The 14,719-nt window shown below is 54.0% G+C and carries 13 protein-coding genes; 10 read left to right on the forward strand and 3 right to left on the reverse strand.

Going from position 1 to position 14,719, the window contains the following annotated elements; translation table 11 throughout:
• The first annotated feature begins 180 nt into the window (after positions 1–180).
• The 7 genes from ccoG (at position 181) to fnr (ending at position 7,893) form a co-directional block, all read left to right on the forward strand.
• Positions 181–1,617 (forward strand): cytochrome c oxidase accessory protein CcoG, encoded by a 1,437-nt coding sequence (ccoG, locus tag LG300_RS12685; RefSeq protein WP_404375681.1) that lies wholly within the window; start codon positions 181–183, stop codon positions 1,615–1,617.
• Positions 1,618–1,624: 7 nt separating this feature from the next.
• Positions 1,625–2,149 (forward strand): FixH family protein, encoded by a 525-nt coding sequence (locus LG300_RS12690; protein WP_404375682.1) that lies wholly within the window; start codon positions 1,625–1,627, stop codon positions 2,147–2,149.
• The gene (locus LG300_RS12695; RefSeq protein ID WP_404375683.1) at positions 2,146–4,593 is read left to right on the forward strand and encodes a heavy metal translocating P-type ATPase; all 2,448 of its coding nucleotides are present in this window, start codon (positions 2,146–2,148) and stop codon (positions 4,591–4,593) included. Before LG300_RS12690 ends, LG300_RS12695 begins: the two co-directional genes overlap by 4 nt.
• Positions 4,590–4,820: a cbb3-type cytochrome oxidase assembly protein CcoS gene (gene ccoS, locus LG300_RS12700; protein ID WP_404375684.1), complete on the forward strand. Its 231-nt coding sequence runs from the start codon at positions 4,590–4,592 to the stop codon at positions 4,818–4,820. The genes LG300_RS12695 and ccoS overlap by 4 nt, the downstream gene beginning before the upstream one ends.
• On the forward strand, positions 4,817–5,512 hold the full coding sequence (locus LG300_RS12705; RefSeq protein WP_404375685.1) for a sulfite exporter TauE/SafE family protein: 696 nt from the start codon (positions 4,817–4,819) through the stop codon (positions 5,510–5,512). Before ccoS ends, LG300_RS12705 begins: the two co-directional genes overlap by 4 nt.
• A 143-nt stretch (positions 5,513–5,655) precedes the next feature.
• On the forward strand, positions 5,656–7,083 hold the full coding sequence (hemN, locus tag LG300_RS12710) for an oxygen-independent coproporphyrinogen III oxidase (protein WP_404375686.1): 1,428 nt from the start codon (positions 5,656–5,658) through the stop codon (positions 7,081–7,083).
• Positions 7,084–7,140: 57 nt separating this feature from the next.
• Positions 7,141–7,893: a fumarate/nitrate reduction transcriptional regulator Fnr gene (gene fnr, locus LG300_RS12715; RefSeq protein ID WP_404375687.1), complete on the forward strand. Its 753-nt coding sequence runs from the start codon at positions 7,141–7,143 to the stop codon at positions 7,891–7,893.
• Here fnr and ttcA read toward each other — a convergent pair.
• From ttcA to LG300_RS12730, 3 genes are all read right to left on the reverse strand, one after another.
• Positions 7,880–8,791, reverse strand: a complete 912-nt coding sequence (gene ttcA / locus LG300_RS12720; RefSeq protein ID WP_404375688.1) for a tRNA 2-thiocytidine(32) synthetase TtcA — start codon at positions 8,789–8,791, stop codon at positions 7,880–7,882. The two genes, fnr and ttcA, sit on opposite strands and share 14 nt — an antisense overlap.
• 75 nt (positions 8,792–8,866) lie before the next feature.
• Positions 8,867–9,517: a DNA polymerase III subunit epsilon gene (locus LG300_RS12725; RefSeq protein ID WP_404378038.1), complete on the reverse strand. Its 651-nt coding sequence runs from the start codon at positions 9,515–9,517 to the stop codon at positions 8,867–8,869.
• 5 nt (positions 9,518–9,522) lie between these two features.
• Positions 9,523–11,340 carry a putative nucleotidyltransferase substrate binding domain-containing protein gene (locus LG300_RS12730; RefSeq protein WP_404375689.1) on the reverse strand — a complete coding sequence of 606 codons (1,818 nt, stop codon included), beginning with the start codon at positions 11,338–11,340 and terminating at the stop codon, positions 9,523–9,525.
• Between the two features lie 607 nt (positions 11,341–11,947).
• Here LG300_RS12730 and LG300_RS12735 point away from each other — a divergent pair.
• The 3 genes from LG300_RS12735 (at position 11,948) to LG300_RS12745 (ending at position 14,620) form a co-directional block, all read left to right on the forward strand.
• Positions 11,948–12,208 carry a DUF4212 domain-containing protein gene (locus LG300_RS12735; protein ID WP_404375690.1) on the forward strand — a complete coding sequence of 87 codons (261 nt, stop codon included), beginning with the start codon at positions 11,948–11,950 and terminating at the stop codon, positions 12,206–12,208.
• Positions 12,209–12,214: 6 nt separating this feature from the next.
• On the forward strand, positions 12,215–13,996 hold the full coding sequence (locus tag LG300_RS12740; protein ID WP_404375691.1) for a sodium:solute symporter family protein: 1,782 nt from the start codon (positions 12,215–12,217) through the stop codon (positions 13,994–13,996).
• Between the two features lie 105 nt (positions 13,997–14,101).
• Positions 14,102–14,620 (forward strand): hypothetical protein, encoded by a 519-nt coding sequence (locus LG300_RS12745; RefSeq protein WP_404375692.1) that lies wholly within the window; start codon positions 14,102–14,104, stop codon positions 14,618–14,620.
• Positions 14,621–14,719 lie beyond the last annotated feature (99 nt).

The following is a 14,719-nucleotide window of genomic DNA, read 5'->3' on the forward strand; positions in this document are numbered from 1 at the left end:
TGTAACGCTTAGTAGAAGGGTGCGGTTACATACCGCACCCTTTCTTCATCTAGCGGCCGTTCAGTAGTCCCCTCTATCCGTTACACTATTGTTTAGCGACACGGCATACAGCTGCGTTATCTAGCATCACGATACCCATGCTGCCGACCACTCCTGCCTATTTGAGCTGCGATCACTGCCATGGAAAAAATACCTAGCCACGATATTACGCCGCCAACCGTTGGGCATCACACCCCTGAAGAAACGATTACCCAAGAGATGTACGCCAAGCGTCGCCACATTTATGTGCGCGAAATAAAAGGCCTCTTCCAAAAAGTACGGCGCAGCGCCAACTGGGCGCTAATGATGGGGTTCTTTCTTCTGCCTTGGCTGAACTGGGGCGACCGTCCTGCGGTATGGTTTGACTTGCCGGGTCGCGAATTTCATATTTTCGCCGCCACATTTTACCCCCAGGAGTTTGTTCTCCTGTCGTGGCTACTGATCATCTGCGCCTTTGGGCTGTTTTTTATTACTGTCTTTGCTGGGCGCGTATGGTGCGGGTACACTTGCCCACAAAGCGTTTGGACGTTTCTTTTTATCTGGCTTGAGCACCGTATCGAAGGGACACGCAACCAACGCATCAAGCTCGACAAGCAGTCGATGAACGCTAACAAAGCGTGGCGTAAAGGTGCTAAGCACACCGCTTGGCTACTCATCGCTCTGGCAACAGGTATCACCTTCGTAGGCTATTTCACGCCAATACGTGATCTTGTTGTTGAGTTACCTGCTTTAGAGGCCCACGGCTGGTCTTATTTTTGGGTAGGCTTTTTTCTAGTATTTACTTACTTAAACGCGGGGTGGCTGCGTGAGCAGGTATGCATTTATATGTGCCCTTATGCCCGCTTCCAGTCCGTAATGTTTGACCGCGACACCCTCATCGTCTCCTACGATCAAACCAGAGGCGAGCCGCGGGGAAGCCGCAAAAAATCACTAAGCCACACTCAAGCGCGAGAAGCTGGTTTGGGTGACTGCATCGACTGTGAACTGTGTGTGCAGGTATGCCCCACTGGTATTGATATCCGCGACGGCCTGCAATACGAGTGCATCACCTGTGCCGCCTGTATCGATGCTTGCGACAGCGTCATGGATAAAATGGGTTACCCTAGAGGCCTCATTCGCTACACCACCGAAAACGCGCTGGAAGGCAAAAAGAGCCATATTCTGCGCCCGCGCTTAATCGGCTATTTTGTTGCCCTAGTGGTGATGGTGGCGACGTTTGCCTGGGCAGTGAATGACCGCACCCCGCTGAGCTTCGATGCCGAGCGGGAGCGCACACAGCTGTATCAAATGACTCGTGATGGGCTGATTAGCAACGTTTACAGCCTCACCGTGCGCAACCTAGATAACGAAGACCATATCTATAATATTAGCGCGTCCGGCCTGCCTAACCTGCAGCTGGATAACACCACCTTACAGGTGCCAGCCGGTGAGTCACGTATTCAGGTAATTACCGTGCTCGCTGATCCAGAGACGCTCAGCCAGCCCAGCCATGCCATTACCTTTACGTTGCAAGCACAGCAAGATGAACAAATTCGTCAGGCCCGCGAAGCGCGCTTCTTAGGCGATATTAGGAGATAACTGCACCATGTCCGACACTCCAATTCCACCCTGGTATAAACAGTTTTGGCCGTGGTTCTTACTCGGGCTACTTTTTTCATCCATTCTGTTCAGTGTGGGTTATGCCATCATGTCGATCAAAAGTTACGATGGCATGGTGGTACAAGAGGATTACTACGAGCATGGCAAAGCCATTAACATGGTGCTGTCAAAACAGAAACGCGCCCGCGAGCTAAACCTGAGCGCCGAAATGCTGATTGACCCGCTTACCAGCGATATCGTGGTCGACCTCTCCGGCGATGCCCGCCCCGACAGGCTTTACCTTGATCTGATCTTTCCCACGGAAGATGATCGCGACCAATCCTTTGTATTGGAACACGTGCGGGACGGCCGCTATATCACCCAGGGGCCGGATAATCTACGCTACCGCTGGTACCTACAGATTCAGCCCGAGCAGAGCGATGACGCTGAGTGGCGACTCATCGGGGAAGCCCGCTTCCCCAGCGAAGAGAGCATTGCCCTTCTGCCCGGAGGGCGGTCAGAGAGCGAATGAGCACTACCCCTAGCTGCTACCACTGCGGTAGCGCGGTGCCCGACAGAGCGCCGTGGCATATTGTGATTGAAGATACATCGCACCCTTTGTGCTGCCCCGGCTGTGAAGCCGTGGCACACGCCATTGTGGATGGCGGTTTAGAGAGCTACTACCGCTATCGTACCGAACTGCCCGAACGCCCCGATGAGCGCCAAGCTGCTAAGGCAGATACTTGGTCAGTGTATGATGACCCTGGCCTACAGGCGCAATTTGTGCACCCAGAAGGCGATAACGGCCATGTTAGAGCGACGCTCGCCATTGAGGGCATCACCTGCGCTGCCTGTGCCTGGTTGATTGAGCATCGGCTGAACGCCTTAGAGGGCGTTACCTCAAGTGCAGTCAACCTGACCCACCACCGCCTGAGGGTCTCCTGGGACCCAGGCATGGTCAAGCTCTCACAGATATTTGCCGAGCTTGCCGCCATTGGCTACGACGCGCAGCCTTACGAGCCCGATCAAGCCCAAGCGCGCCTGCAGCATGAAGAGCGTATGAATGTACGCCGCTTGATTGTCGCGGCGGTGGGAATGATGCAGGTGATGATGTTCTCCATTCCCATTTATGTGTCAGGCCCAGGGGAGCTTAGCGAGGACTTCTTTGCCCTGTTTCACTGGCTCTCATTTGCGTTAGCAACGCCTGTGGTATTTTTCTCGGCACTGCCCTTCTTCCGCAACGCCTTACGCGATTTGAAAACTGGCGTACTGGGGATGGATGTTCCCGTCTCGCTGGCGATTGGCGGCGCCTATCTCGCCAGCAGCTATGCGGTGCTATTCAACGTAGGCGACGTCTATTTCGACTCCGTCGCCATGTTCACCTTTTTCCTGCTGTTTGGCCGTTACGTCGAAGGTCGCGCCAGACGGCGCAGTGGCCATAGCGGTAACGCGCTTAGCGGGGTACTGCCGGTCTCTGCTACTCGCCTAGAAGCCGACGGCAGCGAGCGTATACTGCCCGCTAGCGAGCTTAGCCCCGGCGACCGCGTGCTGATCAAGCCCGGCCACGGCGTACCCGCTGATGGCATTATTGAAGACGGCGAATCCAGCCTGGACGAGTCGATGCTGACCGGCGAGTACCTACCTGTTACCCGCCGAGTGGGGGAACACGTCGTGGGCGGCAGCCAGAATATGGAAAACCCACTGACGGTGCGGGTGACCCACGCCGGCAGCAGCGCGCGGGTAGCCAGCATAGTCGACCTGACCGACCGTGCCTTCGCCAGCCGCCCGCGCTTGGCCCAAATGGCGGCGCGCATGGCGCACCTGTTTGTTCTGCGCCTGCTGGTAGTGACTGCTTGTGTTACCGTCGCCTGGTGGTTTATCGACCCTTCCCGCATGCTGTGGGTGCTGCTTTCGGTACTTGTCGTCACCTGCCCCTGCGCGCTGGCACTGGCGACCCCCACTGCGCTAACGGCAGGTCACGGCCAACTGCGCCAGCGCGGTGTACTCATTACACGCGCCGATGCCATTGAATCGCTTTCCCACGTCACACGAGTGATTTTTGATAAGACCGGCACTCTGACCCAAGGGCAAATGCAGCTCACCCAGACTTGCCCGTTAACGGATCAAAGCAGCGAGCACCTGCGCGCTATTGCTGCCGCTCTGGAAGCACACTCCGAGCACCCCATTGCCCGCGCATTCCGTCCATTCCGCGATGCCACACTGCAGGCGCGCCAGGTGAAAAGCTATACCGGCAGCGGACTAGAAGGCACACTCAATGGGGCTATTTGGCGACTAGGCAGGCCCGACTTTGCCGCCTCTAATCCACCCACACCTCCCAGCACAGGGCAGTGGCTGCTGCTGAGCGAGAATAGCGCTCCGCGGGCTTGGTTTAAACTACACGACGGTATTCGTGAGGATGCCGCCCAAACCGTTGCCGCCATGCAGGCAAGGGGGCTGGAAGTCGAGCTGCTTTCTGGCGACACCCAAGAGGCTGTAGGAAGTTTAGCCGAGCAGCTCAACATCTCGACCTGGCACGCAGGTAAATCACCAGAAGGCAAACTTGAACGGTTGCGTGAGCTACAGGCGCGCGGCGAGCGTGTGGTAATGATTGGCGATGGCATTAATGATGTGCCAGTACTGGCAGGGGCCGATGTCGCTATTGCCATGAATGGTGCCACGGATCTGGCCCGCACGCGGGCCGACGCGGTATTGCTTAGCCCGCGCTTAATGCGTATTTTCGAGGCCATTGAGATTGCCAGTGCCACCCGGCGGATTATGCGCCAAAACATGATTTGGTCGGTTTGCTACAATTTTTCCGCGCTGCCTCTGGCGGCGATGGGCCTTGTGCCCCCCTGGCTGGCAGCCATTGGCATGTCGATAAGCTCTTTGGTCGTGGTAGGTAATGCGCTACGCCTAACCCGCTGGCGCACCTCTGCCGCTCCCCAGGTGGTGCCTGCAACCCCGGTGACTGTATGACGATTTTATACCTGCTGATTCCCCTCTCGCTGATTTTATTGGGGCTGGCGGTGTGGGCTTTTTTCTGGGCCGTTAAGAATGATCAGTTCGATGATTTAGAAGGCCCCGCCCACCGTATCCTGTTCGATGACGATGAGAACGACCTCACGCCAGAGCAGCGCGCCGAACGTAAAGCCGAACGTAAAAAAGCGGCCAAGCCCACCAGCGAACGCGAGCCTCCCAAATGAACCCCACTGGCCTAGAGCTGCCGCCGCTACTGGCGGCGTTCGTATTTGGCCTAATGGGCGGCGCCCACTGCATTGGCATGTGCGGCGGTATAATGAGCGCTCTCACCTTTGCCGTACCGCCGAGTATGCGCCACCCTGCCCGTATGGGCGGGTTACTGCTGAGCTATAACCTGGGCCGAATCCTTAGCTATATGACAGCAGGCGCTTTGGTGGCAGCCCTTGGCACTCTGATATCGCTATCGCCCACGGCGCGATTAGCACTGCAGGTGATCGCCGCCGCTATGCTGATCCTGATGGCGCTCTACATCGCCAACTGGTGGAAGGGGCTACTAAAGGTAGAAAAGCTAGGGCGCTGGCTCTGGCGTTATATCGAGCCGCTTGGCAGGCGCTTGATGCCCGTGGTACACCTGCCCCAGGCCTTTGCGCTAGGTTCTTTATGGGGCTGGCTGCCCTGCGGCCTGGTTTACTCCATGCTGGCCTGGAGCTTAGCGGTTGCCGAACCGGTACAAGGGGCACTGCTTATGGGAGCCTTTGGTCTTGGGACACTACCTGCCTTGCTGGTCACCGGCCTTGCCGCTCGGCAGCTCAATCACTTGATTCGCCACCCCGCAACGCGCAGCATTGCCGCCCTTATTATTATTGGTTTTGCCCTTTGGCAGCTTTGGGTGTTGCTGCCCCATACCGCTCACTAGCCCTACCATGCCATAGGTTGATATAGCTCAACGCTGGAACTGTGCTGTTGCAGTAGCATGCTAAAAAACGCGCGAGTCACTGAACTCAGCGCACACCTTGTCTTGTTACTTGCTTTGCACTGTTCACCTCGGAGCGTCCCTTCATGCCTGTTCATGCCACTGCTGCTCCCTATCCTTCTACCCCTGCAGCGGCTGAGACCTCTGCCTGGGATGACGCCTTGTTGCGCCGTTATGATACCAGCGGCCCTCGCTATACTTCCTATCCTACGGCTCTATCATTTCATAATCAGTTTAAAGCTGACGATATGATCCAGGCATTAGAGCGCAGCAATAAAAGTCAAAAGCCACTCTCGCTTTACGTCCACGTGCCCTTTTGTCGCAAAATTTGCTTCTACTGTGCCTGTAATAAAATTGCTACTAAAAATACGAGCCTAGCAGAGCCCTACATCTCTCGATTAGACCGTGAGATGGTGCTCACTTCTCGCCATATAGACACTCAGCGGCCAGTACAGCAGTTACACTGGGGCGGTGGCACACCGACGTTCTTAACCTTAGCGCAAATGAGCGACTTAATAGACCGCCTGGATGCTCGGTTTGGCTTATCAAACGCCCCAGATCGCGACTACGCCATTGAAATTGACCCACGCGAAGCGGATGTCTTTACCCTCCGACATCTACAGTCGCTTGGCTTTAACCGGTTAAGCCTAGGCGTTCAGGATCTCAATCCACAAGTGCAGGCGGCGATTAACCGCGTTCAGCCACGAGTGCTCACGGAAACCTTGATGGATGAGGCGCACCGCCTTGGCTTTCGCTCGCTAAACCTTGACCTGATTTACGGCCTGCCGTTTCAAACAGAGGAAAGCTTTGCCGAAACGCTCAGCCAAGTTATTGAGCTAAATCCCGCTCGGCTATCGGTATTTAACTATGCCCATATGCCAACGCGCTTTGCCCCCCAACGGCGTATTAACCAAGCCGACCTGCCTAGCCCTGATGAAAAGCTGGCCATTCTACGCAGCACCATTGAGATGCTGACCCAAGCGGGCTATGTTCATATTGGCATGGATCACTTTGCTCGCCCAAATGACAGTTTGGCTCAAGCGCAACGTCATGGCACGCTGCAACGTAACTTCCAAGGCTACTCAAGCCATGCCCAGTGCGACTTGATTGGGTTAGGGGTCTCAGCTATTTCACGAGTAGATGATATTTACGCCCAAAACCCTACTCAGCTAGAACACTATGAAGAAGCCTTAGATCAAGGTAGGCTAGCCACCGTAAAAGGGCTGCGTTTAAATGAAGATGACCTTATACGCAGGGACGTGATTGAGCGCCTGATGTGTGACATGGCGATTGATCTTGCAGCGATAGGCCAGCGCTGGCAAATTAACGCAGCTGACTATTTTGCAGCAGCGCTGGAGTACTTAAAAGTTGCCGAGAAGGATGGCTTGCTAATCCGCGATGGCCTCTACTTGCATGCCACCCCCATGGGACGGCTGTTAATTCGGCACTTAGCCATGGCCTTTGATGCTCACCTGCCTCGTCAATCCATTCAGCGATACTCAAAGATTGTATAAGTATCTTGAGTCGTCTGGACCCTGTGCTTATGATGGCTAATCAAAAGGGAGATCGACATGCCATATCCTGCCAGCCAACGACGTTCAATGCTGCAAGAGGCCCGCTGCCAAACCTGCAGCCTAAGCTCGCTGTGCCTACCGCTCGCTCTAGAGCTTGAGGATATGAGCCAGTTTGATGCCATTATTCGCCGGCGGGCACCCTTGAAAAAAGGCGAGCCGCTGTTTCGCCAGGGTGATCAGTTTACCAGTGTCTATGCGGTGCGCTCTGGCAGCTTGAAGCAGGTGACCAGCGAGGGTAACGGCAACGACCAACTCACTAATTTCTATTTGCCAAGTGAGCTGGTAGGCCTGGACGGGATTGACGAAGAGCACTATCCCGGTAGTGTGATTGCCTTAGAAACCACCACGGTGTGTGAGATTCCTTTTGACCGCCTAGACATGCTTTCAGAAGAGTTGCCCGAACTGCGCGGTCAACTTTACCGCAGTATGAGTAAAGAGCTGCGGGATGATCGACGGATGATGCGCCTGTTATCCCGCAAAACTGCCGACCAGCGGCTAGCGAGCTTCCTAATTACACTCTCTGACCGCTTCAGGCGGCGGGGCTACTCCCCCTACAGCTTCCGGCTTTCGATGTCACGAGCAGATATTGGTAACTACCTAGGCCTCGCAGTAGAGACGGTTAGCCGTATTCTTAGCCGCTTTCAACAGCAAAACGTGGTGGCGGTTTCTGGACGCGAGGTCAATATCCTCGATATGCAGCGCTTGGTTACGCTAGCCGAAGAGGAAGAACAGGCAGTTAGCTCACGTTAAACGCCTGGATGCGCCCTTCCATCAGGGTGGCTTGTTTTGCTTCTAATCCCACAAAATCAAACAGTTCTCGGTCGGCCAGCTGTGAGGGCGCAACGTTAGTTACCGCTTTGAACATGCTTTCAAGCCGACCCGGATGCTTTTTATCCCACTCTGCCAGCATATCTTTCACGATCTGACGCTGCATATTGGGCTGCGAGCCACACAAGTTGCAGGGGATAATCGGAAACTCCATCAGCCGCGAAAATTCAGCAATATCCGCCTCTTTGCAGTAAGCCAAAGGGCGAATCACAATATTTTTACCGTCATCTGAGAGCAGCTTCGGCGGCATGGCCTTCAGGGTGCCACCAAAAAACATATTCAGGAACAGGGTTTCCAGGATATCTTCCCGATGGTGGCCCAACGCGATCTTATTCGCCCCGATCTCCTCCGCGAAGCCATACAGTGAACCACGCCGCAATCGTGAGCAGAGCGCACAGGTAGTTTTACCTTCTGGGGTTTTCTCCTTCACCACCGAGTAGGTGTCACGCTCCAGAATGTGATACTCCACACCAAGCGTATCTAGATATTGTGGTAATACATGTTCTGGAAAGCCCGGCTGTTTTTGGTCCAAATTTACCGCGACCAGCGAAAAATTGACCGGCGCGTTGCGCTGTAGATTGCGCAAAATCTCCAACATTGTGTAGCTATCTTTTCCGCCGGATAGACACACCATGACCCGATCGCCTTCCTCGATCATGTTGTAATCGATAATGGCGTTTCCCACTTCGCGCCGCAGGCGTTTTTGCAGCTTATTGAATTCACGCTTCTGTTTCGCATCATGCTGGTCGCGCTGATGGAAGCGGGGATCATCGGACGCACTGTCTAATGATGAAGGGTCAAAATAATCAGGTTGTAACATGGTCGTTGCACTGCCGATGAGTGAAGGAGCAGTAGGTATTCTAACAACACTCCTAAGCCCTACCCAATACAAACCCTAGTCAGTTAGCGCTATCTCGCGCTGAAGCCGTAGATACAACAGCGCACTAGCCGTGGCTTCACTCACTACACTGGGCCAGGATAAAGAAGGTAGGTGCCAGCGTGTTAGCGCGTCTGATAAGCGGCTACTAACATCTACTTGAGGATGTAACCTACGCAGCTGGCGGGCATTTAGCTTAGCGATATCGACTTGAGCGTTCGGCAACCCAAATCCTAAGGCAGCCCTAAATAACCCATTTAACGGTTCAGTTGTTTGATCTAACTGCCAACCAACCAACGGCCGGTTGCCAATAAACTCCGCAAGCTCTCCCAGGCACTCTGCATCAGGCATGCGGGACAATTGCGTGTCATGCAGCTGGTGATGGCGACGCAAGGTTGCAGGTGCTAGTGACGGTGCCGCCGCCAGCGTAGCCACCCAAGTACGGCTGGTATGAACCTTTTGAGGGCTTAACACTATCGCTGCCAGACTCACCACCGCAGGCCGAGCATCGCTTACCTGACAAGCCAAGGCCACCGCCTCTTCTCCCATATAAGGTTGAAACAGCCAGGCATAGGGAGAGTTCGCCCAGCGTCGACGGTCACTTTCACGTTGCAGCAGCGTTCGCAGAGACCCACTGAACAGTGTCATGTGACGATCTAACAAGCGCATTCCGCTCACGAATACTCCAAATGGTAACGATGAGAAAGCCGCTGCTTAAAGTCTTTCACGATATGTAAAGCTTCACGCAGTAAATCCCGCTCTAGTGAAGAGAGTTCCTGGACTACTACCCGGTTGGTGCGCTTACTGCTGGCGTTGTCCAGTTCTTGCAGCTGCTGACGCAGACGTAGCTCAGTAAATAGCGCCAGTGCTTCACCTAAGTCATCAGCAAAGCGGCGATCAAGCCGCCCATCTGCGGCCAAGGCATCTAATCGATCCAAGGTGGATGTTGCCTTAATTCGCCTTTCAAGCGCCATGGTGCGCACGCCATGAACAATCGGGAAAATGCCGCCTTTTTTAATATCAATGCCATGCTGGGGCTTTTTTAACGAGCCAAACAGTGTCAGCGGTGTCGAAAAGCGTAGTGCCGCCCGAGCAAAGTAAGAGAGCAGCAGCTCATCGTGGGAGCAGGTCTCAAATAACGCTTCACGTACTTGATCCAAGAGCGCTGGGTTACCCGCAACACCGTGGGAATCCAGCAAAATTGCCAGCTTCATCAAACTATCACCATCACGGGCATTGACCCACTTGACGATGTTATTTTTCCATTGGGAAACTGTACCCACCCACTCCGGGTTAGACACCATGATATTGCCAGGGCAAGGCGGGTAGCCTAGCTGTACCAGCGTTTCAGTGAGGGTGGTCATTTCTTCAGCCACCGTGGGCCATTGGCAATCATCCGCCAAGATCAAGCCATTGTCCTGATCAGTTTTAAGGATCTGCTCACCGCGCCCTTCGCTGCCCATCACCATCAGGCAGCTTTGACGGTGATACTTCTCAGGCACCGTGAAGCTCCAGGCCTTACTCATGATGCGACCATTGAGCGCTGCCAACAGGTCCATGGCAAAGCGCAATTTCACGCCTTGCGCCATCAAGGCATTCACCAGCTCCGGTGTGCGCTGGCTAGCTGCCGCTAACGCTTCCAGGCTATTGGCTTGCTCGACCTGCAAGCTCACTACGTAGCTGCGGCTGGAGAAGAAGCTCAATACATCCATCAGCTCAACGACGCCTTGCGCGCTCTCCCCTTCCATCACTACCACCCGCGCTACTTTGTGGCGGGTCATCAAAATAAGCGCTTCAAACAGGTACTGCTCAGGCGTTACCGTAACCAGGGCGGTGTTGGCCAGGGTCGCCACTGGCGTTTCCTGGGTGCAGTTCTTCAACACTAAGCCATTGAGGAGGTCGGTTTTAGTCACCATACCCAGGGTGCCTTGGGTAGCAACTAATAAACTGTCGGCGTGGCTGTCATTAAGCTGACGTACGGCGTCTTGAATATCCTTTGAGGCATCAATCAGCAGCGGCTCACGCATACATTCACGCACTTTGGCGAGCATAAAGCCAGCCATGGTCACGCCACCTTCAGCGCGCTTTTCGGTTAACAGGCGCGCCTTATGGGACAGCGATTGCTTAAAAAACCGCTCAAATGGGGGATAGCGGCGACACAACTGTGTAAAGAGTGCCTTAGGCATGACATAACACAAGCACTCTTGTTCTGCCTGAAAACGGTAGCGGCTCTTGCCATTGAGGATACTAATCGCGCCAAACAGGTCACCCGCAGTATAGTGCCCAATACGCGCACTGGCGGCAGGTAACGTTGGGTCAAGCTCGGCAACTTCACCTTTATGAATCAGAAATACCGACTCACCCGCCTGCCCCATCTCTAAAATGATTTCATCGCGATCGAAGAAGGCAAGATCCATCCCACGCCTGACATGGTCACGCCCCTCCTCATCCATCAGCGTAAACGGCAGCTGGGACAGATCCACTTCAACCATGAGCAACCTCGCTTATACTCAATGACTAGGAAGCATGACGAACGGTTTGATTACTTTATAACCAACACCTTCACTATACTTTTTGCTATAGCGCTAACGTCTTAACGACGTTAGTTTAGAGACCAAAGTAGTGTCACTTTTAGCCATCTAACAACCAACTAAAAGCTTCCCTTTAAGGTAGCAAACATTACTTTTAACCGAGCCATAGACCATTGTCCTATCTTCCGTTGAACGGCGTTAAAAAAACGCTCAAAAACCAGAAAAAATAAAGCTTTATAATCGAAACAGCCATCCCAATGGCACTACTTATAGCGAGTGATACCAAAGTCTGGGATTTATTTTTTGCAATTATTGCCCAGTATTATCAGCGAGTCATACAAGGTCATCGCGTGGCACCTATCCGATACACTGCAAGTCGTTGAGGATAATTCGCCGATCACCTGGTAATGACACAAGACAGCTTAACAACAAGAAGGTGACGCGCTTGGCAATGCTGTCTTACCGCCCATAATTAATAGCGGTTTTCTATGCAGGGCTACCCTGCGGGTTCACACGCTATCTTGAGTTCACTTTCCAACCCTAAAAATCACAACTGGAGAGCAACACAATGGCAGACGATAAATCCAATGCTGCTGAATACTGGAAGGCCAACGTCCGGCTAATCTTTGGATGTCTAGCGGTTTGGGCATTTGTCTCTTACGGGTGCGCCATCCTCTTCCGCCCCATCCTGGCCAGTATTCCAGTCGGTGGAACAGACCTAGGCTTCTGGTTTGCTCAGCAGGGCTCCATTCTTACCTTCATCGTGCTGATCTTCTTCTACGCCTGGAGAATGAATGCGCTTGATCAAAAATATGGCCTTGGGGAGTAAGCTAGCATGAGCCAGTTTGCAATTAACTTACTATTTGTTGGCGCCTCGTTTGCGCTCTATATCGGCATCGCGATATGGGCCCGTGCGGGGTCAACCAAAGACTTTTACGTCGCTGGCGGCGGCGTGCACCCTATCACTAACGGTATGGCTACAGCGGCCGACTGGATGTCTGCGGCCTCGTTTATCTCTATGGCAGGCCTGCTGGCTTCTGGCGGCTATGCCAACTCTACCTTCCTGATGGGCTGGACTGGCGGCTACGTTATTCTGGCGATGCTACTTGCCCCTTACCTGCGTAAGTTTGGCAAGTTCACCGTGCCGGACTTTATCGGTGACCGCTTCTACAGCAACACTGCCCGCTTAGTGGCGATTATCTGCTTGATCGTCGCCTCCGTGACCTACGTTATCGGTCAGATGACAGGCGCTGGCGTTGCGTTCTCACGCTTCCTCGAAGTGAGCAACACCTGGGGTATCTGGATTGCAGCTGCCATCGTCTTCATGTATGCCGTCTTTGGTGGCATGAAGGGCATCACCTATACGCAGGTCGCTCAGTACGTAGTACTGATCATCGCTTACACCATCCCGGCAGTATTTATTGCCATGCAGCTCACCGGCAACCCGATTCCGATGTTCGGTATGTTCAGCACGCACACCGAATCCGGCGTACCGCTGCTGCAGAAGCTGGATGACGTAGTATCAGCGCTTGGCTTCCGCGACTACACCGCAGATGTGGATAACAAGCTGAATATGGTGCTGTTCACTCTGTCACTGATGGTGGGTACTGCGGGTCTGCCCCACGTTATCATCCGCTTCTTCACCGTGCCGAAGGTAGCTGATGCGCGCTGGTCAGCGGGCTGGGCACTGGTGTTCATTGCACTGCTTTACCTGACGGCTCCTGCGGTTGGCTCTATGGCACGCTTGAACCTGATGACCACCGTTTATCCCGAAATGGCAGGCCAAACCGAAAACTACGAAGAAGCTGCTCGTAACCCGATCCTTTACGAAGATCGCCCTGAGTGGTTCCGCACCTGGGAAGAGACAGGCCTGATTGTTCATAACGACCTAAACGAAGATGGCCGTATCCAGTTCTACAACGGTGCTGCTGACTTTGCAGATCGCGGCTGGGAAGGCAACGAGCTGGATGTTAACAACGACATCCTAGTTCTGGCGAACCCTGAAATTGCCAACTTGCCAGGCTGGGTAGTGGGCTTAATCGCAGCGGGTGGTATTGCAGCGGCACTCTCTACTGCGGCAGGTCTACTGCTGGCGATCTCCTCAGCGATCAGTCACGACTTGATCAAAACGATGATCAACCCGAAAATTTCTGAAAAAGGCGAAATGCTGGCAGCGCGTATCTCTATGGGTGGCGCAATCCTACTGGCGACCTACTTAGGCCTCAACCCACCCGGGTTTGCCGCTCAAACCGTGGCGCTTGCCTTCGGTATTGCCGGTGCCTCGCTGTTCCCTGTGCTGATGATGGGTATCTTCTCCAAGCGCATGAACAACAAAGGCGCGATTGCCGGTATGCTGGCAGGTCTGGTTTGCACCCTGCTGTACATTTTCACCTACCTGGGCTGGTTCTTTGTTCCGGGCACCAACATGCTGGCCAACACGCCAGACAACTGGATACTGGGTATTTCACCGCTCTCGTTCGGTGCTGTGGGTGCATTAATCAACTTCTCCGTGGCCTTCGTTGTCTCTAATGCCACTGATGCGCCGCCCCAAGAGATTCAGGATCTGGTGGAAAGCGTACGCTACCCGAAAGGTGCTGGTGCAGCGGTTGATCACTAAGTCATAATTGTTCCACTCTATTGCGCCGTCGGCCAATAGCGCTATGGAACCACCTACCATCGGGCTTCCTCAGGGGAGCCCGATGGCTTTTCAGAAGGAAACGTTATGATTTGGCACTTAGTCGCCGCTGTATTTGCAGGCCTTGCCGCCGCAGGCATTGGCCTACTACTTCGAACGCTCAGCCGCAAACGGCTACCCAAATGGATCGTGCCGGTATTTGGCGGCTTAGGCATGCTGGGCTATCAAATCCAGTTCGAGTACAGCTGGTTTGAGCATAAGCAGCTACAGCTGCCGGAAACCGCCAAGGTAATTTCCAGCGACACCTCCAGCAATATATGGCGCCCCTGGACCCTGATCTTTCCGATTACCACCACCTTTAGCGTGGTGGATAGCGAGAACGTGCGCTCGCAAACCGTGGAAGGCGACCTGGTAGCCGAATTCATTCTGTACCAGTTTGAGCGCCGCCATACCGACCTGATTACCACGCAGCCTTATGTACTTAACTGCGCTAGCCGAGAGCTTATTCCACTAAACCCAGAAAGTGGTGAAGCTGATCTCAGCGAGCTTCGTCCCCTGCGCGAAACCTCGCCCCTTCTCACTACCGTTTGCCAACTGGCCAACTAACGGCAGACGTAGTGCCTCCCCTTCGCCTAGAATGGAGCACTTTGCTAGGCGAAGTACTTTTTACAGTACTTTAAAAAGCACTTTCTGAAGCGCTTTAGT

It is taken from the genome of Vreelandella aquamarina, assembly GCF_044805175.1.
Lineage (GTDB): Bacteria > Pseudomonadota > Gammaproteobacteria > Pseudomonadales > Halomonadaceae > Vreelandella > Vreelandella aquamarina_B.